The sequence below is a fragment of the Allofranklinella schreckenbergeri genome (assembly GCF_003703475.1).
GTDB lineage: Bacteria > Pseudomonadota > Gammaproteobacteria > Burkholderiales > Burkholderiaceae_C > Lampropedia > Lampropedia schreckenbergeri.
Genome location: NZ_RDQM01000008.1, coordinates 19,704 through 44,672, shown reverse-complemented (window position 1 = coordinate 44,672; position 24,969 = coordinate 19,704). Strand labels below are relative to the sequence as shown.

Sequence of the window (24,969 nt, the reverse complement as noted above, 5' to 3'; positions counted from 1 at the left end):
CGGACGCGGCAGGTACGGCGGACTCAGGCGCTTGGCTCATGGGCGGGCAAGAGGTTTGTTGCGATCACAAGCCCATCTGCTTGCGCACCTGGGCTGCTGGGTCAAATCCAGTCTGGCTTGATGAAGCTTGATGAGATCAGAAGTGGTGCGTCAGCCCGACGCCGAAGCTGCGCCCGCGCGCGGGCATGCCCGCTTGCAGGCCGGGCCTGATCTGATAGCCGAAAAGGTCGTAACGCTCGTCCAGCAGGTTGTCGCCCCACAGGTACAGCTCGGTGTTGCCGCTGACCAGGCCCAGGCGCAGGTCCACTTTGTTGTAGCTGTCCAGGTCAAAGCTGTTTTGCACATCGGCGGCGCGTTTGCCCACGTGGCGCAGCGTCAGGCGCGCGTTGAGCACGGGCGAGCGCAGGCTCCAGAAGGCAGGCAGCGCGCGCTGCCACTGCACGCCCAGCAAGGCCGACAGGCGCGGCACGTCAGGCAGGCGGTTGCCCGCGCGCACGTCGCCCGCCGGGGTGTTGGTGACCACGTCGCGGCGGATATCGCCATTGATCCAGCTCAGCGCACCGCTGAAAGTCAGCCCGCCTCCAGCGCGCCACTGCGCATCCAGCTCCAGCCCCTGGCTGCGGGCATCGGCGTTGATGTACTGGTTGGCCAGGGTGCTGGGGTTGAAGGCGATCAGGTGGTCGTTCTTGACGCGGCTGGCAAACAGCGCCGCGTTCAGGTGCAGGAGGCCGCCTGCCAGCTCGTTTTTGACGCCCAGCTCCAGCGTGTCCACCTTGCTGCTGAGGTAGGGCACGCCGTCGGCTGCCTGCGTGGCGTATTCGTTGAAGCCGCCGGCCTTGGCGCCGCGCGCATAGGTCAGGTAGACGTTGGTTTGCGCACTGGCGGCCCAGCCCAGGCCCAGGCGGCCGGTGGTCAGGCCATCGCTCAGGCTGCGGCTGTCGGATGTGGTGGCAAAGCCCCGCGGGCTGTAGAGAGCGCCGTAGTTTTTGCGCTCGCGCGTGTGGCGCAGGCCGGTGGTGAGCTTGAGCTGCCGGCCCAGCGGCCAGGTGGCTTCGCCATAAATGGCGCTGGCGCGGGTGTCCATGTCGTGGTCGAACAGGCCGCCAGGGTGGCTTTGCATGTAGCGGCGGCCGCTCCGATAGTGGTTCAGGCCCGCGACCCAGAAGGTGCGGCTGCCCGGCAGCGAGGCAAGGCGCAGGTCGTGGTTCCAGTTCGTGCCGTCTTCCAGCACCCGCTGGGGCAACTCCATGTTCACGCCGAGCATGGGCAGGACGACTTCGCTGCCGGTCATGTTGATGACATCGCTGTCCGTGCGCTCATGGCTGCTGGCCGCCGTCAGCCGCGCCCAGGGCAGATCGTGCTGCAATTGCACGGCGTATTGGCCGATCTGGCGGCGGTTGTCGTCGATCAGCCCGTCGCGGCTCAGGCTCTGGCCCGGCGGATCGCCATAAGGGCGCAGCAGCATGGATCCCTGATAGCGCCGGGCGTCGTGGCCGCTGGCGCGCAGCACGACCTCGGTAGCGGCCTGCGGCTGCCACAGCAAGCTGGCGCGCCAGCTCAAGTCGCGCGGACGCGAGACGGGCTTGCCCGTGTTCAGGTTCACGTAGTCGTAGTCCTGCGCGTTGTGGCGCAGGGCCAGACGGGCGGCGGCGCGCTGGCCCAGCGGCAGATTGAACGCGCCTTCGGCCAGATGCTGGTGGCCGCTGCCCGCTTCGGCGCGGGCGTGGCCGCCGGTGTGGCCCAGCACGGGGCGGCGGGTGTGGATGTTGATCGCGCCCGCGCTGCTGCTGCGGCCAAACAGGGCGTTTTGCGGGCCTTTGAGCACTTCGACCTGTTCCACATCGAGCAAGCCCAGCGCTGCGTTGCCCGCGCTGGTGGGAACGCCATCCACATCGACGACCACGGACGTGTCGTCCGGCCCTGACTGGTAAAGCGAGCCGATGCCGCGTATGCGCACGTTGGCGTTGCTGGCGCCGCCCCAGGTGTTGACCTCCACGCCCGGCGTGCCGCGCAGCAGATCCTCCAGATGGTTGAGGCGGCGCTCCTCCAGCTCAACCTCATCCACGGCCTGCACCGTCAAAGGCAGGTCGCGCGCCTGCTCGGCGCTGCGGCGGGCCTGCACGGTCACGGCGGGCAGGGTGGTGGCGTCCTCCGCACCGGCAGGGGCGGCCGGCGCCTGCCCCGCGGCAGGCAGTGCGGCGCAGGCCAGCAGGGCGGCGGCCAGAGAAGGGCAAACACGGCCCGGGGGCCAGGGCTGAAGAGGGGGCACGGCAGTCTCCTTGTCCCTTCACGAAGAAGGCGGGTGCAATGTTTGAATGCAAGTCATTTTTGTTGACTTGCCATCGCCAAAACGGGAAACGGCTGGCCCGGACGGGAAATTAATCAGGCGTCAGGATGTGCGCTCGCGCAGGCTGGAGGGCAGGTGGCCGTGCGCCTGCGCAAAGGCGCGGGCAAAGCGGCTGGCGCTGGCATAGCCCACGTGGCGGGCCACCTCCTGCACACTCAAGCGCCCTTCTTCCAGCAAGGCCGCGGCCTGCTGCATGCGCAACTGGCGCAGGTAAGCGGCCACGCCCAGGCCGGTGCGGGCCTTGAAGTCGCGCTTCAGATAGCACTCATTGGTGCCGATGCGTCGCGCCAGCGTGTGGATGGAAAGGGGCTGGGCGTATTCGGCGTGGATGATGTCCAGCGCCTCATCCACGGCGCGGCGCTGGCGCGCGTGCAAGGGGCTGTGCGCGTGCGCATCGGGCAGGGCCAGCCACTGCCCCAGCAGGCCCAGGGCCAGCCCTTCGAGCTGCAGGCTGTGCGCCAGGGTCATGCCCGGCGCGCTGCCTGGCCCGCTGCTGCCCTGCCAGGCCATGTGCAGGGCCAGCAGGCGGGCGGCGTCGCGCCGCATGGCCGCGTTCATGGGCAGGGCGTTGATGGGCTGCAAATCATTGCGGTGCCGCAGGCAATGCAGCAGGCGCTGCTCGGCCAAGTGCCCTTCGGGCTGGGCCAGCCAGTGCAGCAAGGCGGTATGCGGCAAGGCCAATGCCACGTAACGCACCGTGCCGGGGTGAACAAGCTGACCCCTCTGGCAATCGGCCACGCCGCAGCCCCAGTACATCGCGCCCTCGCCATCCATGTGCTCGCGCTGCCCGCTGCTGTCGCGCCAGCTCATGCCGCCAGCAATCGGGTAGAACAGGGTGAGGGCGCAGGCATCGGGCTGCTCTGCGGGCTTGAAACAAACCCCTTTGGGCGTCTGCATGTGAAAGCTGCACAACGCCAGGCCGCCGGGCATTTCCGCCAGGCCCGCGCAGCCGCGCATGGCGCTCTCGGCGAACACGCTGCGCGCCTCGCGCCGCCCGCCGGCCACGTTGCTGACCGGCAGCCAGCGCCCCAGATTGCGCTGCATGCAGTCAAACGGCAGCAAAGGCTCGCCGCCGCTGGCCGTGGCCGCAGCAGCGGAGGCAGACAAGGCATCAGGGGCGGACGACATGCGGCAAGGCTCCAATCCGGGGTGTCCCGGCAGTGAGGCAACCCGGCAGGGCGGGCCTGCGGAATGCCGTATTGCAAATGACTTGCATTTTGCATCAAGGGGCTGGCCGCGCCGTTCACATCGCTTGATGAGGTGTATGGCTGCCGCACGATGGAGCTTGCCAATGGGTTGCGGGCCGGCCCACTTTCAGCGCCGGCAGTTTGCGGGCGGTGATGTCCTTGTAGATCTGCTGGCGCGACTTTGTCTGCGAGTTTGGCGAAATTGGAAGGGCTCAGATTGTGAGGCTGCTTGAGGACCTGTTCAAAATCTCGGCGCGAGTGGGCAAGCAGGGGGCAAGTAGTGGGCTGGGATGGGCGGCAAGGCGCAAAACACAGCCATGACAGTCGCCTCAGGCTATGGCGAGGCTTCGCGGGCGCCGCAGGCTGCCCAAACTTTTTGATGCTGAACAGGCTCTCGGTGTAAGTGTCGGCTCTGCGCATGCCGTATTGTCTTGTGCTTTGGATCAGGGGAAGGGGTTTGTCAGCAGCCTGCTAAGGCAGCCGTCCCTCACCTGCGGGGCGCTGCCTTTTTTCTTTCGCTGGCTTTTTCTTTTCCTGCTCGCCATGAACAGCGTTTTTCTGCTCATTGTCTTCATCGCTTTTGCCACTGCGGCCTGGCGGCAGTGGCACTGGGTTGCGCCCGCTGGTGACGCTGGCAATGCCGCGCAGGCAGCGCAGGCCGCACAAGCAGCACAGACTGCAAGTGGCCCGATGGAGCAGCTCTCTTCGTCCATGATCGCCGCCGCTGGCAGCGCCATTGAATTGGCCATTGGGCTGGTGGGGGTGATGGCCTTGTTTCTGGGCCTGATGAAGGTGGCCGAGCAAGGCGGGCTGTTGATCGTGATCGCCAAGCTCATCCGCCCGCTGATGGTGCGGTTGTTTCCGCAGGTGCCGCCCAGTCACCCGGCCATGGGGGCGATGATTTTGAACATGTCCGCCAACGCCCTGGGCCTGGGCAATGCGGCCACGCCCTTTGGCATTCGCGCCATGCAGGCGCTGGACGCGCTCAACCCCCGGCCGGGCACGGCCACCAACGCCATGGCCTTGTTTCTGGCCATCAACACCTCGGGGCTGACTTTGCTGCCCGCCAAGGTCATCGCCATTCGGGCGTCGGCGGGGTCGATGGATCCGGCCGGGATTTTGCCCACCACGCTGTTTGCCACCGTGGCTTCCACGCTGGCGGCGATTGCGGCGGCCTTGTGGTTTCAGCGCCTTTTCCCGGTGGGCGCGCCCAGCGCGCAAGAGCTGGCGCAGGAGCAGGCCATGCCCCGCCCGTGGGTGGCGCAGTTTGCGACGGAGGGAGCAAGGCGAGATGCGGACGATGTGGGCGCGTATCCCCTGTGGGTCAGCCTGCTGGCTTTGCTGGGGGTTGCGCTGGCGATTCCTGCCAGCATCGTCTGGGGCAAGGCCATTGCGCCGTGGATCGTGCCGGGGATGATGCTGGGCTTTTTGCTCTATGGCGCGGCGCGGCGCGTGAGGGTGTACGAGGCATTTGTGGATGGGGCCAAGGAGGGTTTTGAGGTGGCCTTGCGCATCATGCCCTACCTGGTGGCGATTCTGGTGGCGGTGGCCATGCTGCGCAGCAGCGGCGCGCTGGAAGCCATCGTGGGCACGCTGGCCATCGTCACCGCCCCGCTGGGCTTGCCCGCCGAGGCTCTGCCTATGGCGCTGCTGCGGCCGCTGTCGGGTTCAGGCTCGTATGGGGTGATGTCCTCCATCCTCACCGATCCGGCCATTGGGCCCGATAGCTACACGGGCTATCTGGTGTCGACCTTGATGGGTTCGTCCGAAACCACGTTTTACGTGCTGGCCGTGTACTTTGGCGCGGTGCAGGTGCGCCGCATCCGCCACACGTTGATCGCGGCGCTGCTGGCCGATGCGGTGGCGGTGGCGGCTTCGGTGGCCATTTGTCGCTATCTGTTTGCTTGATTTGCAATTCAATGTAAAAATTGTTTGTTGCCAAACATGCCGAAACTGGGTGATTTTTTATCCCATTGATTTGTAATTTCTGGATGGTTCGTGGCCGCAGCGGGCAAAGGGCGCGCTGCGGCCACAGGCTTTGGGAGTGTGCTTGAAGCGCTCTTAAAACGCCACCCGCAGCCCGGCGGTGAACTGCCGTCCGCGCAGGGGGGAGGCTTCTTTCACGAACGAGGGGTGGTTGAAGGCCAGTTGGTTCAGCGCGTTGTCCACGCTGGCGTAGAGCTGGTAGCTGGCGTGGGCGCCCAGGCGTTGCTGCCAGGCCAGGCGCAGGTTGAGCATGTTGTAGGCGCGCGTGGGTGTTTCGTGGGCGGCGATGCGGGTTTGGGCGAAGTTGCGGTACCACTGGGCGCTGGCGCTCCAGGGGCCGGCGCTCCAGTGCGCATCCAGCCCCAGGCGGTGCGAGGGCACGCGCGGCACGGCGCCGCCGCGCACAAAGCGTGCGCGCACCACGTCGCCCGAAATGCCCAGTCGCCATTGGGCGTGGGCTTGCCAGCTCAGGCGCGCCTCCAGCCCGCGGAAGATGGCGTTGCGCTGGCGGTAGTCGATGAGGCGGAAGTTTTCATGCCGGTCGGTGGTGCGCGCGTAGATGTAGTCGTGAATGCGGTTGTAAAAGCCGCTGACTTCGTAGCGCAGCGCGCCGCTGGTTTTGCGCACGGCCAGATCGAGGTTGTGCGAGCGCTCGGCGCGCAGGCGCGGGTTGCCCCGCTCCCAGGTGTTGGAGGCCAGGTGGATGCCGCTGGCAAAGAGTTCTTCCGCCGTGGGCGCACGTTCGGAGCGCGAGGCCGAGAGCGCCAGCACATGCCCGGGCGCAAAGCCCCAGCTCAGCCCGGCCGAGAGCGAGCCCATGTGGTGGCGGACGGTGCCGTGGCGGCGCTGGCCTTGCAGGCGGGCGGTTTGCCATTCGTAGCGGCCGCTCCACTGCAGCCGCCAGTCGCCCAGGCGGTATTCCTGCAAGCCGAAAAGGGCGCGGGTGCGGGTGTCGGTCGGCTCGACGTAGGCTTCCTGCCCGACGGCGCTGAACTCGCGCCGTCCGTGCTGCATGCCGATGAGGCCGCGCAGTTGCCCCGCGCCGATGGCCAGGCTTTGGTGCTCCAGCTCCAGGCGGGCGTCATGGGCCTGGTTGTTGAAGGTGGTGCCGATGACGCCGTGATCGATTTCGTCGTGGCGGTAGTCGGTCAGGCCCGCGCGCAGGCGGGCGCTGGTAAAGCCGGGCAGCGGATCGCGCCATTGGCCGCGCAAATCCCAGCGGGCGGTGTCCATATCGACCAGGGCGATGTGCCCTTCTTCACCGTGCCCGCCGCCGGGGCAGTGCAGGTGGTCGCCATGCCAGTGGCAGCCGGGCGGGGTGGACTCGTGCGGGTGGCTGCCGTGCCCGTGGTCGGCCTCGCCGTGGCTGCCGCAGTGCAAATGGTTGCCGTGGGGGTGGCAGTCCTCATAGTCGTGGCTGTGGCCGGGCAGGCCGTACTGGCTGCGCAGGCGGCTGTAGGCCAGGCCGATAAAGCCCCGCTCGTGGATGAAGGAGGCCCCCAGGCTGCCATGCCAGGTGCGGTTGTCCGAGCCTTCCACCACACGCTGGCTCCAGCCGCTGCCGGGGCGGTAGGCGTCTGCCGAGCGTTTCAGCCCCTCGACGTGCAAGGCGATGGGGCCTGCGCCGCCGGTGAGGGCGAACAGGCCCGTGCCTTCGCGCCCGTTGCTGGCTTTGCGCAGCTCAATGCGGCCTTCGTGCCCGCCAGCGGGCAGAGCCTGGGGGACGCGCTGGTCGCGCACGTTGACGACGCCGCCGGTGATGCCGCCGCCGTAAAGCAAGGTGGAAGGGCCGCGCAGGATTTCCACTTCGCTGGCGAGCATGGGCTCCAGGCCCACGGCGTGGTCGGGGCTGGAGGTGGAGGCGTCTTGCACTTCGCTGCCGTCGGAGAGGATGCGCACGCGGGCCGAATCCGCGCCACGGATGACGGGCCGGCCCGCGCCCGCGCCGTAGTGGTTGTTGCGCACGCCGGGCAAGCCTTCGAGCGTGTCGCCCAGGGTGGCTGCGCGGCGGTGCAGCAGGGCATCGGCATCGAGCAGTTCAACGGGCGTGGCCGATTCGCTCACGGGAATATCCAGCGCGCTGGCGCTGACGCGCACTTCATCGAGCGTGGCGGGCGTCTGGGCCTGGGCCAGCGCCTGCGGGGCGCAGCAGGCCAGGCAAGCCCAGGCCAGGGCATGCAGGGCAGGGGAGGCGGAGCGAGGGGAGGTTGTGTAGCGGCGGGACATGGGGGCGTGGGTGTTGGGTTTTGGTTATGTTACAAATCAGTGTAAATTGATGGCATTTTCTATCATGCCTAAACAAGGGTATTTTGTTTCTTATTGATTTGTAATAAAAGGGTTTGAAGGCGTAAAAACGGCGCCGCCGCACAAGGCGGGGCGCCGCTTGGCTTGCGACGAGGCCGTGAACAGGCGCTGAGGGGTTAGTGCGTGTGCTTGCGCAGCCCCAGCCAGGTCATGCCTGTGGGGGTGAAGTTCACGGGGATGCTGCCTTCAATCTTGGCGTCGTCGATGTCGATGGACAGCAGGCGCTTGCCCTGCGGGTCGCTCAGCCAGGCATCGTCGTCGGCTGCGCTGATGGCAAAAGCCGGGTAGGGCGCCTTGGTGGGCATGTTGGCAATCACGCCGGGGATCTGGGCGCGCTTGCGCCAGCTTCCCACGCTGAGGATGTGCAGCGTGCCCTGGTCGTCAAGAATCAGCAGGTTTTTGCCTTCGGCATCAATGGCGTGCGCGCGGCGCTTGCGGCCTTCGGCCCACTGAATGCGTGTGATGGTGCCCGCAGCGGGATCGACTTCAAAGAAATTCTCGGCCCCGGCAATGCCCACGAACTTGCCGTAATGGGCGTGGCCGAGCAAGGCGCCGATGCGGGTTTTCTCGCCCATGTCGGCGGGGTTGGCGATCTTCTTGGCCGTGAACTGATCGCCGTTTTGCTGCACGACCAGCACGCCATCGCTGCAACCAAAGGCGCTGTACTGGGCGTTGGAATAGCTGCCGTGCAGGCCGGGGCATTGCGCGTCAAAGCGTTTTTCCACGTGATAGTGGTCGTCGTGGCGGTGGTACAGCTCGACCTGGCTGGGCAGTGTGGACTGGGCATCGGCGGCGCGCCAGGTGGTCAGCAGATAGTCGCCGCGCGGCTCAGCCGTGCCGTGCATGGGCGCATCCAGCCCCTGGCGCGCCAGGGTCGCGCCCGCCTGGCCTTTGCCCAGGCTGGCATCGCTGATGACGGCCACTGCGGCTTTGTCGCCTGTCTCCTGGTTGCCGTCAAAGAAGATTGCGGCCTGGCCCGCGTGCGATTCGTAATGGGTGGGGCGCACGCCCGTCAGCCGCGTGGCCAGCAGCGCTGGCGGCTGCATGTAATCGTGCATGTGGTTGCCGTGGTCCTCCTGCCAGATGCCGCCATCGACGACTTGCACCTGGTTTTGCGCGCGTTGCATCAGCAAGGCGTAACGCTGGCCGGGGCTGGCGTACACCGCGGAGGGGACGTGATCGGCCGTGTAGCTTTGCATCACGCTTTTGCGATCCAGATCGACCACATGCACCTGCGGGCTGCCTGCCTCCAGCACGACCAGGCGGCCTTTGGTGTCGATATGGATGTGGGAGTGGTCGTGATCGTCGTCCACATCGCTGCTGCCGCCGCCACAGCCAGCCAAGATGGCCGAACAAGCCAGAGCCAGCGCGCTCCATTTCCAGACAGCAGAGGTTTGCATGGTGTGATTCCTTTCGTGGTGTGCACAAGGTGTGCCCACAGGTTGTGCCAATGGGGAAAAGGGCGCGAGTATACGCCTTGATCGATATATCGTTATCAAAGTTACAATTTTCCGGGGCAATTTTCGATGCGCAAAAGCCTGATCTGCGAGCGCATTCGGCCAGGCCAAGTCGGGCACAATTGCCGATGGATTTTTTTCACTTTTCACCTCTGTCATGACCCTTGCCTCCCAAGCCCCTTTGCCCACCCAAAGGCCGCAATTGCTGCGGCGTTTGGCCGATACGCCCGCCTTTGACGTGCTGGTGATTGGCGGCGGGGCAACCGGCCTGGGCGTGGCGCTGGATGCCGTCACGCGCGGGCTGTCGGTGGCGCTGGTGGAGGCGCACGACTTCGCCAAAGGCACCTCCTCGCGCGCCACCAAGCTGGTGCATGGCGGTGTGCGCTACCTGGCGCAAGGCAATGTGGCCCTGGTGCGCGAAGCGCTGCACGAGCGCGCCGCTTTGCTGGAAAACGCGCCGCATTTGGCCCAGCGGCTGCCGTTCATCATGCCCTCCTACAAACTGTGGGAAACCCCGTTTTACGGCACCGGCCTGCGCATGTACGACGCCCTGGCCGGGCGCGACGGCCTGGGGGCGACGCAATGCCTGTCGCGCGAGCGGGTGCAGGCGCTGGCGCCCAACGTCCTGGCGCAGGGCTTGCGCGGCGGCGTGCTGTATTGGGATGGTCAGTTTGACGACGCGCGCCTGGCGCTGGCGCTGGCGCGCACCGCCGCCCAGCACGGCGCGCAGGTGCTGAACTATTTGCGCGTGGAGCAGCTTTTGCACGCCAGCGATGGCCGCGTGTGCGGCGCGGAAGTGGTGGATCAGGAAACCCATGCCCGTTTTGCCATCCAGGCCACGTGCGTCATCAACGCCACCGGGGTGTGGGTGGATGCACTGCGCCAGCTCGACGAAGCCGGCCGCCAAGGCAGCGCCGCCGTGCCCCCGATGGTCAGCCCCAGCCAGGGCACGCACATCGTGGTGGATCGGCAGTTCTGGCCTGGCGAACACGCGCTGCTGGTACCCAAGACGCGCGATGGCCGCGTGTTGTTTGCCGTGCCCTGGCTGGGCAGCGTGATTCTGGGCACAACCGACCGCGCCCGCAGCGATTTGCCGCTGGAGCCGCGCCCGCAAGCCGAGGAAATCGGCTTCATCCTCCAGGAGGCCGCGCGCTACCTGGCCCAGCCGCCCAAGCTGGAAGACGTGCGCAGCAGTTGGGCGGGCATGCGCCCGCTGGTGCGCCCCGTGGCCGCTGACGGCAGCAGCACCAAAACGCTCAGCCGCGAGCACACCATCCACACCTCCGCCTCCGGCATGGTGACCGTCACAGGCGGCAAATGGACGACTTACCGCGCCATGGCGGAAGACGTGATCCGCCACGCCCAACTGGCAGGCGTGCTGCCGGCCAAGCTGCCGCCCAGCCAAACACGCCATTTGCCCCTGGTGGGCAGCCCGCAACCGCGCGAAGGCGCAATGCAAGCGGCCGCCATGCCGCAAAGCAGCCTGCACAGCGTGCCGGGCCTGGCCGTCTATGGCAGCGAAGCCGATTACGTGCGCACACTGCAAGGCAGCGACGTCGAGCTATCGCCCGCCCACCAGTTGAGCGAAGCCATGGTGCGCTACGCCGTGCGCCACGAATACGCGCGCAGCGTGGAAGATGTGCTGGCGCGCCGCAGCCGCCTGCTGTTTCTCGACGCCAAAGCCGCCGCCGCGCTGGCGCCGCGCGTGGCCCAGATCATGGGCGAAGAACTCGGCCACAGTGTGGACGCGGCCGTGTTCCAGCAACTGGCCCAGCAGTACGCCGACGCGGGTTGACGCCTGAAATGCCTTCACTTCAATCAAGGGAAAATTGGAGTATTGCAAATATTGCCGAAATGGCATTATTTATTTTCCTTTGATTTGTAAAACAAGGTGTTTCTGGCGCGCTATAATGCCCGGCTTTGCAAACAACATCCACAGACTTTTAGGAAACCTCCACCATGGCAACCAAACCCGCCAAGAAAAACCCCCGTCTGGCCTCTGGCCGCAAACGCGCCCGCCAGAACGTGGCCCTGAACGCTGCCAACACCTCGCTGCGTTCCAAATACCGCACCTTTGTCAAGAACGTTGAGAAAGCCGTAGCCGCTGGCGACAAAGACAAGGCCACCGAAGCCTTCGCCAAGGCCCAGAGCGTGATCGACAGCGTGGCCGACAAAGGCATCTTCCACAAGAACAAAGCCGCACGCGACAAGAGCCGCCTGTGCGCCAAGATCAATGCTTTGGTGAAAGCCGCTGCTTGATCGCAGTTTTTGAGCGCTTGACTCATCCCTTTTTCGTTACAACCCCTCAGCACGGGCCAGCCCTACCGCCATACGCCGTAGCAAGGCCCGCCGTTTGAACCGGGTGCGCTGTTTGCAAGGCAAAGCCGCTTGGGAGCAATCCCCAGCGGCTTTTTGCCGTCCAGCGTCCGGCACTTAACACCGCCACGCAACCCCAGCGAGCAATAGCAGCACGCAGCGCTTTGTCCCCTGCACAGCTGCGCTCCACCGGCACAATGGCGGGCAGCAATATTGCGCCGTTTGATTTTGGACATTTTGGAAATGGAGTGAATCCATGAGCACCACCGCCGCTGCCAACCCTCCCCCCGCTGCCGATGCCACGGTCGCCCAGCGCATCGTCGATGGCTTGCACGGCGCGGGTATTCACATTGATGGCCAGGCGTTGCAGGACGCCACAGCCCAGGTCGGGCAGCAGATTGAGCAGGTCGGTCAGGCGCTGGGCGGCATGGACATGAGCCATTTGCTGGCCCTGGCCGCCGCGCTGGGCTGGGCCAGCGGCTTGCGCCTGTACGCCGTGGTGTTTGCGCTGGGCTTGGCGGGCGCGATGGATTGGCTGGCACTGCCGGGGGCGCTGGGCGTGCTGCAAAGCCCGGTGGTGCTGTTTTTCAGCGGCATTTTGTTGTTCATGGAGTTTTTTGCCGACAAGATTCCCGGCCTGGATTCGCTGTGGGATTTGCTGCAAAGCGTCGTCCGCGTGCCTGCGGGGGCGGCGCTGGCGGCGGCGGTATTCGGGGCGGACAACGCCTCCATGGCCATGGTGGCGGCGCTGATGGGCGGCACGCTGGCAGCCACCAGCCAGGCGGCCAAGACGACCTCGCGCGCGGCCATTAACACCTCGCCCGAGCCGTTTTCCAATCTTGGCGCCAGCCTGGCCGAAGACGGCCTGAGCCTGGGGGCCGTCTGGCTGGCGCTGGTCGATCCCTTCACATTCACGATCGTGCTGGTGATGGCCGTGTTGCTGATGTGGGCGATGACGTGGCTGCTGTGGCGCTTTCTGCGGGTGGCGTGGCAGCGCCTGCGCGGCTGGTTGGGGCGGGCAGAGCCAGCGGCTCAAAGCGTGCCTGCGCTGCCTGTGCGCAAAGACTGAGAGAGCTACACCGGCCCCCCAATGAGCATGCATTGCACAAGACTCTTTTGACCCTTTTCCGCGCGCAGGCGTAGATGACCCGTATCAACCTCGTTCCCCCCGCCGAGCTGTGCGACCAGCATTTGCTGGCCGAGCACCGCGAACTCACCCGCATCCCCAACGCCGTTGCCAAAGGCCGTTTTAGCCTGGCTGGCCAGCCCGCCGATTACAAGCTGGGCGAGGGTCACGTGCGCTTTTTCTTTGACAAGCTGGCGTTTTTGCACAGGCGCTACGAGGCGCTGCACCAGGAATGCCTGCGGCGCGGCTTCAACGTCAGCCACATCTGGCCCGACAACTTGCCGACGACGCAAAGCCTGTGGCAGGACTACGAGCCGACCGCGCAAGCGCTGGCGCTTAACCGCGCGCGCATCGCCGAGCGCATGCCAGCCAAGGCGCGGTTTACGCCGCACAAAGCAGCCGATGCGGATATTTGAGGCGTTTGCGCTTCAGTCAAACAGGCGCAGCCAACAGGCCAGCACCAGCAAAGTGCAGGCGGCGGCGATGAGGTCGTCCCACAACACGCCCCAGGCGCCGCGCCAGCCCATGCTTTTGAAATATTGATCGGCCCAGCGCACGGGCTGGGGTTTGGCCGCATCGAAAAAGCGAAACAGCGCAAAGGCCAGCAACTCCAGCCCCCAACTGGCGGGGGCGAGCAGCCAGAGCACCAGCCAAAAGGCCAGCATTTCGTCCCAGACGATGCAGCCGGGGTCGGCGCTTTGCAGGCTCTCCATCGTGCGCTTGCAGGCCCACCAACCCACCACGCAGGCGAGGATGAGCCACAGCGCCATGGCCGGATCGCTCAAGCGCTCCAGGACGAGCTTGTAGAGCAGCCAGGCCCACAGCGTGCCGACGGTGCCGGGGGCAAAGCGGCTAAGCCCGCTGCCCATGCCCAGGGCGATGGCATGGGCGGGGTGCTTGAGAAAGCGGAGGGGAAGTCGTGTGCGCGCAGTCATAAGCACCGATTGTGAAGCGGGTTGGAGGCAGTGGAGGGGCAAGCTGCCCAAAAAAAAACGGCAGGGCGTGAAGCCCTGCCGCGAAGGGGTTGTTTCTTGTTTCCGAGAGCCTGTTTGGCTTTCCAGGCGCTCAACAGGCTCTCATCAAGGTGGAATTTTTCAATTCAAAAAGAAACAAAAATATGCCTTTTTGGCATGTTGGGTAATGGGTTTGTTTTCTTATTGATTGGTTGTTTTGGGGTGGCTCAAGCGCTGGCTTCCAGGCGCAGCAGTTCGGCGCCGTCCATGACCTGATCGCCAGGGGCGAACAGCAGCTCGGCCACTTTGCCGTCGCGCGGGGCGGCGATGGTGTGTTCCATTTTCATGGCTTCCATCACGGCCAGCGGCTGGCCTTTTTTCACCACGTCGCCCACTTGCACGGCAAAAGAAACGACTTTGCCGGGCATGGGCGCGGTGAGGGCGCCGTCAGCGCCTTGGTCTTCGCCCTGGGCCAGCGGGTCGATCCAGGTGATGCTGTCGTGCCCGCGCGCGGAGAACACTTCCACGGCGCCGCCGTTGCGGTAGATGGACAGGCGCGCGCTGCGCTGGGCGAACTGCACTTCCAGCGCATCGCTGTCGGGTACGGGGGCAAATTCCACAAGGCCTTCGCGCAGCGGCGCGGCTTTGTAGTCGCCGTGCGGGCGGATGCTCAGGTGCAGGCTGCCGTCGTTGAGGTAGCTGATGGTGGCGTCCAGCTTGGCTTCGCCCTTGGCAAAGAGGAAGAAGCGCTTGGCCACGCCCCAGCCGCGCCAGCCGTCGCGCTGGGCGAAGGGGTCGCGCTCGGGGCTGGCTTCTTCTTTGTGCAGCATGTCGGCCACGGCGGCGGCCACGGTGTATTCCACGGGCCAGGCGCTTTGGCCAAAGAGTTGGGCGGCCTCGCGCTGGATCAGGGCGGTGTCGAGCTTGGCCTGGGCGAAGGATTCGGTCTTGATGGCGCGGCGCAGGAATTGCACGTTGTTGGGCAAGCCGACGATGTGCAGCTGCGAGAGGGCTTCATCGAGCCGCGCCAGGGCTTGCTCGCGCGTTTCGCCGTGCACGATGAGCTTGGCGATCATGGAGTCGTAGAACGGGCTGATGGCGTCGCCCTCGCGCACGCCGTCGTCCACGCGCACTTCGCTGACGGCAAAGCTGCTGGAGGCGGGCTTGCGGTAGAAGTGCAGCGTGCCGGTGGCGGGCAGGAAGTCGTTGTCGGGGTTTTCGGCGTTGATGCGCGCCTCAATGGCGTGGCCGTTGAGGTGCAGCTCCTGCTGCTTTTTCGGCAGCGCTTCGCCTGCGGCCACGCGCAGTTGCCATTCGACCAGATCCAGGCCGGTGATGGCCTCGGTGACGGGGTGCTCGACTTGCAGGCGGGTGTTCATCTCCATGAAGTAGAACTTCATGTCCTCGGGCTTGTCGTAGCCGCCGGGCTGCTCGACGATGAATTCCACCGTGCCCGCGCCCACGTAGCCCACGGCGCGCGCGGCGTTGACGGCGGCCAGCCCCATTTGCTGGCGCAGGGTGTCGGTCATGCCGGGGGCGGGCGCTTCTTCCAGCACCTTCTGGTGGCGGCGCTGCACGGAGCAGTCGCGCTCGAACAGGTACACCACGTTGCCTTGCGTGTCGGCAAAGACCTGGATTTCAATGTGGCGCGGGCGCTGCACGTATTTTTCGACCAGCACGTTGTCATCGCCAAAGCTATTGATGGCCTCGCGCTTGCACGATTGCAGCGCGGCGGCGAAGTCCTCGGCTTTTTCCACGATGCGCATACCCTTGCCGCCGCCGCCGGCGCTGGCCTTGATGAGCACGGGGTAGCCGATGCGATCGGCCTCGTGCTGGAGCAGGGCTTCATCCTGGTCGGCGCCGTGGTAGCCGGGCACCAAGGGCACGCCCGCTTTTTCCATCAGGCGTTTGGATTCGGCTTTCAGGCCCATGGCGGAGATGGCGCTGGCGGGCGGGCCGATAAAGACCAGGCTGTTATCGGCGCAAGCCTGGGCGAATTCCTCGTTCTCGCTCAAAAAGCCGTAGCCGGGGTGGATGGCTTGTGCGCCCGTGGCCTTGGCGGCATCGATGATGCGCTGCCATTGCAGGTAGCTCTCTTTGGGTGTGTTGCCGCCCAGATGTACGGCCTCGTCGCACACTTGCACGTGCTTGGCCTTGGCGTCGGCGTCGGAATACACGGCCACGGTTTTGACGCCCAGACGATGGGCGGTGGCGGCGACGCGGCAGGCGATTTCGCCGCGGTTGGCGATCAGGATTTTGCTGAACATGGTGTGGAGTCTCCTAGGCATCAGCCGGGCAGCGGAACGCATATGCGCGTCGCGGGCGCTCTCCGGCGGTGCCTGAAGTTTCGGCTGCTCTTTGGCCCGATGGGCATTTGTTTTTCAAGCCAAGGATGCCAGGGGCCTTGATTGGCAAGAATGGCGACTTGGCGCGGCGCTGGGCGGGGTTGGCTGGGGCGATGCGCAGGCGCTTGGGCGCAGCAGCATGCATGTGGGCCAGAGGGGCGCGGGAGGTTTTGCGCTCAACAAGGTTTTCAAATCAAAAGAAAATCGACTTGTTTGCCACCATGCCGAAAGCATGGTATTTTTGTTCTTTTGATTGGTAATTATTTGGTGCGCTTTACGCCTTGCAGGCCCTCAAACCTGTTGCACCTTGTCCTTGAGCTTGTTGCTGGCGTGAAAGGTGACGACGCGGCGTGCTTCGATGGGGATGGCTTCGCCGGTGCGGGGGTTGCGCCCGGGGCGGGGGGCTTTGGAGCGGACCTGGAAGTTGCCAAAGCCGGAGATGCGCACGCTTTCACCTTCAATCAGGCGACGGGCGATCAGATCGAAAAACGCATCCACGATGTCTTTGGATTCCCGCTTGGAAAGGCCAATGCGCTCGTAGAGCAGGTCGGCAAGCTGGGCTTTGGTCAACGAGGCTGGCTCGAAGCGATCGATGTCGATGGCGAGTTCGGTCATGGGGCGCTCGGCTGAGGGGCTAAAGGCCGGAAAGGGCCGAAAAGGGTGGGATGGCAGGCGGGCGAATGATAAGCGCCACAGCCTGCCGGGCGACACGCTTGCCGCGTGTGGTGCGTGTGGCAGCCACGCTTGCCAGGCGTTCGTCGTGCAGTTAGCCGCGCAGGCGCGCGCCGGTGCTGGCTTGCAGCTTTTGCACGATGGCGTCGATGGCGGCATCGATATCGGTATCGGTCAGCGCAGCGCCGTGGCTGTCAAAGCGCAGGCGTATCGCCAGGCTTTTCTCGCCCTGGGCTACGCCGCCTGTGCCAGCGGCGCTGGCTTGGCCGGGGGCGGGGCGATAGACGTCGAACAGCAGCACGTCAGAGAGCTGGGCAGCCGTTTGGGCAGTCGCTTGGGCGCTCGCGCCGCCAATGGCTTCTTGTACCTGCGCGAAGCCGATGCCCTCGGCCACGACGATGGCGATGTCGCGCTCAATGGGCTGGTGCTTGGGCACGGGCCGGGCCTTGGGCAACTGGCGCGCCAGCACGGCCTGCCAATCCAGCTCGAACAGCATGGGCGCGTGCGGCAGCTCCCATTGCTGACGCCATTGGGGATGCAGTTCGCCCAGCACGCCAATGGGCTGGCCGTCCAGCAGCACCTGGGCGCTGCGGCCGGGGTGCAGCGCAGGGTGTTCGCAGGGGATGAATTCGGCCTGAGCAGGTGCCAGCAGGGCTTGCACGTCGCCCTTGAGGTCGTAGAAATCCACGCGGCGCTCGGTCTGGCCCCATTGGCGGCCAGCGGCGTCGCCATAGGCGATGCCGGCCACGCGCAGGGGCTGGTGCACGCCTTGTACGCTGGCCTCGCTGGTGGTCACGCTGGCATCGCGCGCAAAGACGCGGCCGACTTCAAACAGGCGCACGCGGCTGGCTTTGCGGTCCAGGTTGAACTTGAGCACGCTCAGCAGCGAGCCCAGCAGGCTGGAGCGCATCACGCTCATGGGCGCGGCGATGGGGTTGAGCAGGCGGATGGGGTTGGCGTTGCCAGCCAGGTCGCGCTCCCAGCTCTCTTGCACGAAGCTGAAGTTGATGGTTTCCTGATAACCCAGGCCCGCCAGCAGGCGGCGCACGGCGAATTGGCCGCGCTGGGTTTCGCTGGGGGCTTGCGCGACGATGGGCGCCAGCGGCGCGGTATCGGGCAATTGGTTGAAGCCGATGATGCGGGCGACTTCCTCGATCAGATCGGCCTCGATGGCCAGGTCAAAGCGGTAGGGCGGGGCGGTGACGCGCAGCACTTCGCCTTCGGCATGGGCCACGCGCTCGCAGGGCAGGCCCAGGCGGGCAAAGACCTCCTCGCACTGCTGGGCGCTGATGGCCATGCCGATGACCTTGGCGGCGCGCGCCACGCGCAGCTCGATGGGGCGCGCCTCGGGCAGGCGCAGGCGCTGGTCGTCGATGGGGCCTACCTGGGTGTGCGGCGTGCCGCAGATCTCCAGTACCAGGGCGGTGATGCGCTCGATGATTTCTACCGTGCGGCTGGGGTCCACGCCGCGCTCGAAGCGGTGGCCGGCATCGGTGGCGAAGTTCAAGCGCCGCGAGCGGCCCTGGATGGCCTCGGGATGCCAGAAGGCCGCTTCGATGTAGATGTTGCGCGTGGCATCGCCCACGGCGGTGGCGTTGCCGCCCATGATGCCCGCCAGCGATTCGACCTGGCGCTCATCGGCGATGACGCCCACCTGCTCATCCAGCGCGACGGTGTTGCCGTTGAGCAGCTCCAGGCTTTCGCCCGCGCGGGCCCAGCGCACGTGCAGGCCGCCCTCGATCTTGTCCAGATCGAAGATGTGGCTGGGCTGGCCGTACTCGAACATGACGTAGTTGGAAATGTCCACCAGCGGCGAGACGCTGCGCTGGCCGCAGCGCGCGAGTTGCTCGACCATCCACGCCGGGGTGGTGGCCTGGGGGTTGACGCCCTTGACGATGCGGCCGGAGAAGCGCCCGCACAGATCGGCAGCCTGCACCTGCACGGGCAGGGTTTCGCTCATGGTGGCGGGCACGGCGGGGATGGCTGGTGTGTGCAGCGGCGCGCCGGTCAACGCGGCCAGCTCGCGCGCGATGCCGTACACGCTCAGGCCGTGCGCCAGATTGGGCGTGAGCTTGATGGTCAGCAGCGCATCGTCCAGGCGCAGGTACTCGCGCACGTTCTGGCCCACGGGGGCATCGGCGGGCAGCTCCAGCAGGCCGCCGTGCTCGTCGGAAATGCCCAGCTCGCGCGCCGAGCACAGCATGCCAAAGCTTTGCACGCCGCGCAGCTTGCCGACCTTGATCTTGAAGGGCTTGCCATCCTCGCCCGGCGGCAGCTCGGCGCCGACCATGGCGCAGGGCACCTTGATGCCCACGCGCGCATTGGGCGCGCCGCAGACGATGTTCAGCAGCGCGCCATCGCCCGCCGCGCCCACGTCTACCTGGCAGACGCGCAGGCGATCGGCATCGGGGTGTTGCACGGCCTCCTTGATCTCGCCGATGACGATGCCGCCAAACGGCGGCGCGGCCGGGCGGATCTCCTCCACCTCGAAGCCGCCCATGGTCAGGGTCTCGGCCAGTTGCTCGGTGTTCAAAGGCGGGTTGCAGAAGGCGCGCAGCCAGGATTCTGGGAATTGCATGGTGTGTGCTTTAGGTTTGGGCGCTGCGCGCATCGCGCGCGGGCGCATGGTCGGCAAGGCGTTCGAGGGCGGCCACTTGGCGCGCCAGCAATTGGTTTTGTTCTTGCACCGAGGCCAGCAGATCTCTGGAATAGCACAAGCTGTTGGAGCGCCGCATCAGCCACAGCCAGACGCCGATGAGCAGCAGCATGGGGCCCCAATTGAGCAGCAGCCGCATCCAGATGGTTTGCGCAAACGCCGGAGCTTGCGGGCCGCTGCCGGCTTCGGTGAATGCACCCGAAATCAGGCGGATTTGGGCGCTGGCGTAGCGCCCGGCTTCGTGACGGGCGCGGTCGCTCAGGCGCACCATCATGTCTTGGCCGGGCGGCAGGTTGAGTCCGTAGGTGGACTCGCTGAAAGCATCAATGAGCTTGCCCTGGGCATCGAAGAATTGCACCTCGAACGTGGGATCTTCCAGCGCTTGATCACTGGTGTTGGTGGCCTTGCCCAGCACAGTCAGCGTGCCGCAGCAGGCTTTGCCTTCGGCGGGCGCGTTGTAGCTGAAATCGATGTCGCTCAGGCGCACGGTGTCGTAGCCGGGCGCGGCGGCGCTGGCTGTTGCACCTGCAAGCGCCATTGTCAAAGCCAGGGTGGCAGTGAACAGGGCAGGGCGTTTCATGCGGTCGATCCGGCAGATGGGGTCAGCGGAACTGCTGCAAAAAGCGCACATCGCCGTCAAAGAACAGCCGCAAGTCGTTCACACCGTAGCGCAACATGGCCAGGCGGTCGATGCCCGAGCCGAAGGCAAAGCCGATGAAGCGCTCCGGATCCAGCCCCATGTTGCGCACCACTTGCGGGTGCACCTGGCCGGAGCCGGAGACTTCCAGCCACTTGCCCGCCAACGGGCCGCTTTGGAACTGGATGTCGATCTCGGCGCTGGGCTCGGTGAAGGGGAAGTAGCTGGGGCGAAAGCGCAGCACCAGGTCATCGGCCTCGAAGAAGGCGCGGCAGAAGTTCAGGTAGGTAGCCTTCAAGTCCTTGAAGCTGACGTTCTCGCCCAGCCACAGGCCCTCGACCTGGTGGAACATGGGCGAGTGCGTGGCGTCGTTGTCCACGCGGTAGGTACGCCCGGGGGCGATGACGCGCACTTCCTGCACCTCGCCGCGCGCCAGGGCGGCCGCATGCTTGCGCGCATGGGCCGTGGCGTAGCGGATTTGCATCGGGCTGGTGTGGGTGCGCAGGCAGTAGGGCTGGCCGTCCTCGCCCTGCATGTCCACGTAGAAGGTGTCCTGCATGGAGCGCGCCGGGTGGTTGGGCGGGTTGCCCAGCGCGGTGAAGTTGAACCAGTCGTTTTCGATTTCCGGGCCATCGGCCACGTCAAAGCCCATGGAGCCGAAGATTTGCTCGATGCGCTCCCAGGCCAGGGTCACGGGGTGCAGGCCGCCTGCTTCGCGGCGGCGGCCGGGCAGGCTCACATCCAGGCGCTCGGCCTGCAACTGGCGCTGCAACTCGGCATCGGCCAGGGCCTGGCGGCGCGCGTTCAGCGCCGCTTCGATGGCCTGCTTGGCCTGGTTGATGGCTGCGCCCTGGGTTTTTTTCTCCTCCACGCTGAGCTGGCTCAGGCCTTTCATCAGCGCGGTGATCTGGCCGCTTTTGCCCAGGAAACGCGCTTTGGCGTCTTCCAGGGCAGCGGGGGTGTCGCTCTGCGCAAACTGAGCCTGGGCCTGCTCGACCAGGGCTTGCAAGTCGGCGCTCATTGCAGTGCTCATGGGTTCATCCTCATCATGCGGATATGCCGCTTTGGGTGTTGCGTTTCAGATACGGACACGCATGGCGTGCGCCATGAAAAAAGGCTGGCGCCCAGGAATCTGCATGCAGATTCGCGAAGCCCAGCCTTGCGGTGCAAGTTCAGGGGCGGCATGCGCGCCGCCCGTTTTCCGAATTACGCCAGCTTTGCTTTCGCCTGGGCAACCAGGCTGCCAAAAGCGGCTTTGTCATGCACGGCCAGATCGGCAAGCATCTTGCGATCGATTTCGATCTGGGCCTTTTTCAAGCCGTTGGTGAACTGGCTGTAGGTCAGGCCCAATTCGCGCGAAGCGGCGTTGATACGCGCAATCCACAGTTGGCGGAATACGCGCTTTTTGGTGCGGCGATCGCGGTAGGCGTATTGGCCTGCCTTCATCACCGCTTGCTTGGCAACGCGGAAGACGTTGCCGCGGCGGCCGCGGAAGCCTTTGGCCAGTTTCAGGATTTTCTTGTGACGAGCATGTGCCGTGACACCACGTTTGACGCGAGGCATGTGCGTGACTCCTTCTGATTACAGACCCGCAAATGGCAGCATTTGCGCCATGTGGCCGAGGTTGGTTTCATGCACGTTGGCGACGCCGCGCAGTTGGCGTTTGTTCTTGGTGCTCTTTTTGGTGAGGATGTGGCGCTTGAACGCTTGGCCGCGTTTGACGGTGCCACCTGGGCGAACGCGAAAACGCTTTTTCGCGCTGCTCTTGGTCTTCATTTTGGGCATGGTTGATGTCCTGTGACTGTTTGAGATTGCGCTTGCCAGGCGTGCCGGGCTTTGCCTAGAGGCAAAACATCGGCCCTTTCGATCGTTGGGCCTGCATGCGCTTGTGTTTTCCGCCCCAGCTAAGCCAAGGCGAAACGGCGGATTATACGCGCAAGAGCAGGGCTTGCGCTGGCTGCAAGTGACTCATGAGCAAGCTCAGCCGTGCCTCGTTGGTGTATGGCCTCAGGTCAGGGCGTACTGCAACCAGTGGCGCAGCTCGGCGGCAACCTCCTGTGGGTGCGTCAGCGGCCATAAATGGTTGCGATGCGGTTTGGTCACGATGTGAGCTTGTGGCGCGGCGGTGGCAAAGCGCCTGGCGTGAATGTGCAACTGATCCCAGCTGCCGCCCAGCAGCAGGATAGGGCAGGCCACTTGCCGCAGTTGGTGTGCGCCGCAGTGGCGCATGACTTCGCCCCAGGCTGTGCGGATTTGCTCGAAGCTGCCGCCGCGGGCGCGCACTGCAGCCCAGGTGGGCGCGTGGGCCACGCGGCCCAGCCACAGCGCATCCAGGCGCGCCATGCCAGTGGGGCCGGCAGCTTCCCACAGGCGCGCCAGCTGCCGGTACATCCAGGCGCCTGCGCCGCGTGGCTCGGCCGCACAGCCCATTAGTGCCAGGCCGGCCAGACGTTGCGGGTGTTGCTGGGCGTAGCTCATGGCGACATAGCCGCCCAGCGAATGGCCACCCAGCAGCACAGGGCGCGGGCCGGCCTGAGTGATCAGCTCGTCTATTTGTTGTGTGGCGAGTGCCAGAGAGAAGGTGTCGGCTGCGCGCAGGCCGTGGCCGGGCAGGTCGGGCGCCAGCACCTCGGCGATGTCGTGCAAGAGCGGGCCGTAGGCATGCCACTGTGCGCCGTTCAGGCGTGTGCCATGCAGCAGGATGAGCAGCGGTCGTGCGCCAGTATCAGTGGCGGTGTGGCTGGCAGCGGCATTTCCTGTGGCGGACATGGGTTTACGACGTGCCCGCAAAACCGTTTTGCCGCCAGCCTTCGAAGACGGTGACGGCCACGGCGTTGGAGAGGTTGAGGCTGCGCTGGCCGGCGCGCATGGGCAGGCGCAGGCGCTGGGCGGGGGGGAAGGTTTCGCGCAGCGCGGCGGGCAGGCCGCTGGTTTCGCTGCCGAAGACGAGCCAGTCGCCGGGCTGAAAGCGCAGCTCGAACAGGTTGCGGCTGCCGCGGGTGGTGAGGGCGAACATGCGTGCGGTGTCGGGGCGTTGGCTGTGCAGGAAGGCTTCCCAACTGGCGTGGCGCTGTACGGGGGCGTATTCGTGGTAGTCCAGCCCGGCGCGGCGCATGTGGCGGTCGTCCATGGAAAAGCCCAGCGGCTCGATCAGGTGCAGGCGGCAACCGGTGTTGGCGGTGAGCCGGATGATGTTGCCGGTGTTGGGCGGGATTTCCGGGTGGACGAGGACGATTTCAAACATGGGGCAGGGGCGCGGCATGGTGTCGCGCAATGCTGCATGGTTTGCAAATCAAAGGAAATTGAGTTTATTGCTCATCATGCCGAAACATGCAAGTTTATTTGCCTTTGATTGATTATTTCTTGCCACGCCACGGCGGCGCGGGTTGCGCCGCCGTGGCGTGGCTGGTTTGGGGCTTGCTTGGGGCTTACTTGTCAGCCTTGGCGCTGCGTTCCAGCAGCGGCACGGCGTCCTGGCTGTGCGAGAGCAGGCCGGTTTTGGAGTAAATGCCCAGTTTGGCGCGGGTGTCCACGATGTCCAGATTGCGCATGGTGAGCTGGCCGATGCGATCGGCGGGGCTGAAGGGCGCGTCCTCGACCTTTTCCATCGACAGGCGCTCGGGCGCGTAGGTCAGGTTGGGGCTTTCGGTGTTGAGGATGGAGTAGTCGTTGCCACGGCGCAGCTCCAGCGTGACCTCGCCGGTGACGGCGCGCGCTACCCAGCGCTCGGCGGTTTCGCGCAGCATGATGGCTTGCGGATCGAACCAGCGGCCCTGGTAGAGCAGGCGGCCCAGGCGCAGGCCGTTGATGCGGTATTGCTCGATGGTGTCCTCGTTGTGGATGCCGGTGACCAGACGCTCATAGGCGATGTGCAGCAGCGCCATGCCGGGGGCTTCGTAGATGCCGCGGCTCTTGGCTTCGATGATGCGGTTTTCGATCTGGTCGCTCATGCCCAGGCCGTGGCGACCGCCGATGCGGTTGGCTTCGAGCATCAGCTCCACGCTGTTCTCGAAGGTCTTGCCGTTCAGCGCCACGGGCACGCCTTCCTCGAAGCGGATGCTGACTTCTTCGGCCTTGACCTCCACCTCCGGGCGCCAGAAGGCCACGCCCATGATGGGCTGCACGATGCGGATGCCGGTGTTGAGGAACTCCAGATCCTTGGCCTCGTGCGTGGCGCCCAGCAGGTTGGAGTCGGTGCTGTAGGCCTTCTCGGTGGACATCTTGTAGTCGAAGCCATTGGCGATGAGGAATTCGCTCATCTCCTTGCGCCCGCCCAGCTCGTCGATGAAGCGCTGATCCAGCCAGGGCTTGTAGATCTTCAGGCGCGGGTTGGTCAGCAGGCCGTAGCGGTAAAAGCGCTCGATGTCGTTGCCTTTGAAGGTCGAGCCATCGCCCCAGATGTTGACGTCGTCCTCCTGCATCGCGGCCACCAGCATGGTGCCGGTGACGGCGCGGCCCAGTGGCGTGGTGTTGAAGTAGGTGATGCCGCCGGTGCTGATGTGGAAGGCCCCGGTCTGGATGGCGGCGATGCCCTCGTGCACGAGCTGCTTGCGGCAGTCGATCAGGCGCGCTTTTTCGGCGCCGTACTGCATGGCCTTTTTGGGGATGGCCTCGTAGTCGGATTCATCGGGCTGGCCCAGGTTGGCGGTGTAGGCGTAGGGGAAGGCGCCTTTTTGCTTCATCCACAGTAGCGCGGCGCTGGTGTCGAGGCCGCCGGAAAAAGCAATGCCGACCTTTTGGCCGGCAGGAATGGATTGCAAGATGGTGTTGGACATGGAGGGTGTGCGCGAAAAAGCGGCAAAAAAAGAACTCGAAGGCGGGCGATTCTAGAGCGTAGAACGTGCGGCGCAGGGGCCGCTTGCGGGGATGTGGCGGTTTGCGCCTTTTTTCATATCATTGAAAAAATGATTTGAATGGCATGCTGCCGAAATGGGGTTATTTTTATTTCTTTGAATTGGAAATAAAGTGTGGTGCATGCGCGAT

Annotated in this window: 21 protein-coding genes; 6 read left to right on the top strand and 15 right to left on the bottom strand. The window is 65.3% G+C overall.

Features of this window, described 5'->3' with window-relative positions; translation table 11 throughout:
- Positions 1–136: 136 nt before the first annotated feature.
- Together EBQ26_RS07410 and EBQ26_RS07405 are read right to left on the bottom strand one after the other, a co-directional pair.
- Complete coding sequence (locus tag EBQ26_RS07410) at positions 137–2,269, bottom strand: TonB-dependent receptor (protein WP_122238383.1); 2,133 nt, start codon at positions 2,267–2,269, stop codon at positions 137–139.
- Between the two features lie 120 nt (positions 2,270–2,389).
- Positions 2,390–3,475: a helix-turn-helix transcriptional regulator gene (locus EBQ26_RS07405; RefSeq protein WP_122238382.1), complete on the bottom strand. Its 1,086-nt coding sequence runs from the start codon at positions 3,473–3,475 to the stop codon at positions 2,390–2,392.
- A 602-nt stretch (positions 3,476–4,077) separates the two neighbouring features.
- Between EBQ26_RS07405 and EBQ26_RS07400 the strand changes: the two genes are divergently transcribed.
- Positions 4,078–5,442: a nucleoside recognition domain-containing protein gene (locus EBQ26_RS07400; protein WP_122238381.1), complete on the top strand. Its 1,365-nt coding sequence runs from the start codon at positions 4,078–4,080 to the stop codon at positions 5,440–5,442.
- 153 nt (positions 5,443–5,595) lie between these two features.
- On the opposite strand, the gene EBQ26_RS07395 is transcribed toward EBQ26_RS07400, so the two are convergent.
- Both EBQ26_RS07395 and EBQ26_RS07390 read right to left on the bottom strand, forming a co-directional pair.
- Entirely contained in the window at positions 5,596–7,746 is a 2,151-nt protein-coding gene (locus EBQ26_RS07395) for a TonB-dependent receptor domain-containing protein (RefSeq protein ID WP_122238380.1), read from the bottom strand.
- A 194-nt stretch (positions 7,747–7,940) separates the two neighbouring features.
- Positions 7,941–9,224 (bottom strand): hypothetical protein, encoded by a 1,284-nt coding sequence (locus EBQ26_RS07390; protein ID WP_238944224.1) that lies wholly within the window; start codon positions 9,222–9,224, stop codon positions 7,941–7,943.
- A 214-nt stretch (positions 9,225–9,438) separates the two neighbouring features.
- Here EBQ26_RS07390 and EBQ26_RS07385 point away from each other — a divergent pair, with 214 nt between their 5' ends.
- The 4 genes from EBQ26_RS07385 to EBQ26_RS07370 all read left to right on the top strand — a co-directional run bounded on the left by EBQ26_RS07385 (position 9,439) and on the right by EBQ26_RS07370 (position 13,139).
- Entirely contained in the window at positions 9,439–11,076 is a 1,638-nt protein-coding gene (locus EBQ26_RS07385; RefSeq protein WP_122238379.1) for a glycerol-3-phosphate dehydrogenase/oxidase, read from the top strand.
- Positions 11,077–11,240: 164 nt separating this feature from the next.
- A complete protein-coding gene (gene rpsT, locus EBQ26_RS07380; RefSeq protein WP_122238378.1) occupies positions 11,241–11,540 on the top strand; it encodes a 30S ribosomal protein S20 in 300 nt (99 codons plus the stop codon).
- Positions 11,541–11,853: 313 nt separating this feature from the next.
- Positions 11,854–12,666 carry a DUF4126 domain-containing protein gene (locus EBQ26_RS07375; RefSeq protein ID WP_122238377.1) on the top strand — a complete coding sequence of 271 codons (813 nt, stop codon included), beginning with the start codon at positions 11,854–11,856 and terminating at the stop codon, positions 12,664–12,666.
- A gap of 74 nt (positions 12,667–12,740) precedes the next feature.
- Positions 12,741–13,139 (top strand): pyrimidine dimer DNA glycosylase/endonuclease V, encoded by a 399-nt coding sequence (locus tag EBQ26_RS07370; RefSeq protein WP_122238376.1) that lies wholly within the window; start codon positions 12,741–12,743, stop codon positions 13,137–13,139.
- Between the two features lie 12 nt (positions 13,140–13,151).
- On the opposite strand, the gene EBQ26_RS07365 is transcribed toward EBQ26_RS07370, so the two are convergent.
- Entirely contained in the window at positions 13,152–13,658 is a 507-nt protein-coding gene (locus EBQ26_RS07365; RefSeq protein WP_122238375.1) for a phosphatidylglycerophosphatase A family protein, read from the bottom strand.
- A gap of 245 nt (positions 13,659–13,903) precedes the next feature.
- On the bottom strand, positions 13,904–15,943 hold the full coding sequence (locus tag EBQ26_RS07360; protein ID WP_122238374.1) for an acetyl-CoA carboxylase biotin carboxylase subunit: 2,040 nt from the start codon (positions 15,941–15,943) through the stop codon (positions 13,904–13,906).
- Between the two features lie 91 nt (positions 15,944–16,034).
- Between EBQ26_RS07360 and EBQ26_RS12680 the strand changes: the two genes are divergently transcribed.
- Positions 16,035–16,274 (top strand): hypothetical protein, encoded by a 240-nt coding sequence (locus EBQ26_RS12680; protein WP_147474025.1) that lies wholly within the window; start codon positions 16,035–16,037, stop codon positions 16,272–16,274.
- A gap of 38 nt (positions 16,275–16,312) precedes the next feature.
- On the opposite strand, the gene EBQ26_RS07350 is transcribed toward EBQ26_RS12680, so the two are convergent.
- The 9 genes from EBQ26_RS07350 to argG all read right to left on the bottom strand — a co-directional run bounded on the left by EBQ26_RS07350 (position 16,313) and on the right by argG (position 24,761).
- Entirely contained in the window at positions 16,313–16,636 is a 324-nt protein-coding gene (locus EBQ26_RS07350; protein ID WP_122238372.1) for an integration host factor subunit alpha, read from the bottom strand.
- 151 nt (positions 16,637–16,787) lie between these two features.
- Positions 16,788–19,271, bottom strand: a complete 2,484-nt coding sequence (gene pheT, locus EBQ26_RS07345; RefSeq protein ID WP_122238469.1) for a phenylalanine--tRNA ligase subunit beta — start codon at positions 19,269–19,271, stop codon at positions 16,788–16,790.
- Between the two features lie 10 nt (positions 19,272–19,281).
- Positions 19,282–19,929 (bottom strand): FxLYD domain-containing protein, encoded by a 648-nt coding sequence (locus EBQ26_RS07340; RefSeq protein ID WP_147474024.1) that lies wholly within the window; start codon positions 19,927–19,929, stop codon positions 19,282–19,284.
- Between the two features lie 22 nt (positions 19,930–19,951).
- Complete coding sequence (gene pheS / locus EBQ26_RS07335) at positions 19,952–21,007, bottom strand: phenylalanine--tRNA ligase subunit alpha (RefSeq protein ID WP_122238370.1); 1,056 nt, start codon at positions 21,005–21,007, stop codon at positions 19,952–19,954.
- A 185-nt stretch (positions 21,008–21,192) separates the two neighbouring features.
- Complete coding sequence (rplT, locus tag EBQ26_RS07330) at positions 21,193–21,549, bottom strand: 50S ribosomal protein L20 (protein ID WP_122238369.1); 357 nt, start codon at positions 21,547–21,549, stop codon at positions 21,193–21,195.
- A gap of 18 nt (positions 21,550–21,567) precedes the next feature.
- Positions 21,568–21,771, bottom strand: a complete 204-nt coding sequence (gene rpmI, locus EBQ26_RS07325) for a 50S ribosomal protein L35 (protein ID WP_122238368.1) — start codon at positions 21,769–21,771, stop codon at positions 21,568–21,570.
- Positions 21,772–21,993: 222 nt separating this feature from the next.
- Complete coding sequence (locus EBQ26_RS07320) at positions 21,994–22,755, bottom strand: alpha/beta fold hydrolase (RefSeq protein ID WP_122238367.1); 762 nt, start codon at positions 22,753–22,755, stop codon at positions 21,994–21,996.
- A gap of 4 nt (positions 22,756–22,759) precedes the next feature.
- Positions 22,760–23,230, bottom strand: coding sequence for a tRNA (uridine(34)/cytosine(34)/5-carboxymethylaminomethyluridine(34)-2'-O)-methyltransferase TrmL (trmL, locus tag EBQ26_RS07315; RefSeq protein ID WP_122238468.1), 471 nt, complete (start codon positions 23,228–23,230; stop codon positions 22,760–22,762).
- A gap of 184 nt (positions 23,231–23,414) precedes the next feature.
- The gene (argG, locus tag EBQ26_RS07310; RefSeq protein ID WP_122238366.1) at positions 23,415–24,761 is read right to left on the bottom strand and encodes an argininosuccinate synthase; all 1,347 of its coding nucleotides are present in this window, start codon (positions 24,759–24,761) and stop codon (positions 23,415–23,417) included.
- Positions 24,762–24,969: the final 208 nt, after the last annotated feature.

Coding starts and splice junctions, on each gene's coding strand:
- EBQ26_RS07365 (WP_122238375.1), bottom strand. CDS start 13,658: ATGACTGCGCGCACACGACTTCCCCTCCGCTTTCTCAAGCACCCCGCC.
- rpsT (WP_122238378.1), top strand. CDS start 11,241: ATGGCAACCAAACCCGCCAAGAAAAACCCCCGTCTGGCCTCTGGCCGC.
- EBQ26_RS07340 (WP_147474024.1), bottom strand. CDS start 19,929: ATGAAACGCCCTGCCCTGTTCACTGCCACCCTGGCTTTGACAATGGCG.
- EBQ26_RS07395 (WP_122238380.1), bottom strand. CDS start 7,746: ATGTCCCGCCGCTACACAACCTCCCCTCGCTCCGCCTCCCCTGCCCTG.
- rpmI (WP_122238368.1), bottom strand. CDS start 21,771: ATGCCCAAAATGAAGACCAAGAGCAGCGCGAAAAAGCGTTTTCGCGTT.
- EBQ26_RS07370 (WP_122238376.1), top strand. CDS start 12,741: ATGACCCGTATCAACCTCGTTCCCCCCGCCGAGCTGTGCGACCAGCAT.
- argG (WP_122238366.1), bottom strand. CDS start 24,761: ATGTCCAACACCATCTTGCAATCCATTCCTGCCGGCCAAAAGGTCGGC.
- EBQ26_RS07350 (WP_122238372.1), bottom strand. CDS start 16,636: ATGACCGAACTCGCCATCGACATCGATCGCTTCGAGCCAGCCTCGTTG.
- EBQ26_RS07360 (WP_122238374.1), bottom strand. CDS start 15,943: ATGTTCAGCAAAATCCTGATCGCCAACCGCGGCGAAATCGCCTGCCGC.
- rplT (WP_122238369.1), bottom strand. CDS start 21,549: ATGCCTCGCGTCAAACGTGGTGTCACGGCACATGCTCGTCACAAGAAA.
- trmL (WP_122238468.1), bottom strand. CDS start 23,230: ATGTTTGAAATCGTCCTCGTCCACCCGGAAATCCCGCCCAACACCGGC.
- EBQ26_RS07385 (WP_122238379.1), top strand. CDS start 9,439: ATGACCCTTGCCTCCCAAGCCCCTTTGCCCACCCAAAGGCCGCAATTG.
- EBQ26_RS07375 (WP_122238377.1), top strand. CDS start 11,854: ATGAGCACCACCGCCGCTGCCAACCCTCCCCCCGCTGCCGATGCCACG.
- EBQ26_RS07400 (WP_122238381.1), top strand. CDS start 4,078: ATGAACAGCGTTTTTCTGCTCATTGTCTTCATCGCTTTTGCCACTGCG.
- pheS (WP_122238370.1), bottom strand. CDS start 21,007: ATGAGCGCCGACTTGCAAGCCCTGGTCGAGCAGGCCCAGGCTCAGTTT.
- EBQ26_RS07390 (WP_238944224.1), bottom strand. CDS start 9,224: ATGCAAACCTCTGCTGTCTGGAAATGGAGCGCGCTGGCTCTGGCTTGT.
- EBQ26_RS07405 (WP_122238382.1), bottom strand. CDS start 3,475: ATGTCGTCCGCCCCTGATGCCTTGTCTGCCTCCGCTGCTGCGGCCACG.
- EBQ26_RS07320 (WP_122238367.1), bottom strand. CDS start 22,755: ATGTCCGCCACAGGAAATGCCGCTGCCAGCCACACCGCCACTGATACT.
- pheT (WP_122238469.1), bottom strand. CDS start 19,271: ATGCAATTCCCAGAATCCTGGCTGCGCGCCTTCTGCAACCCGCCTTTG.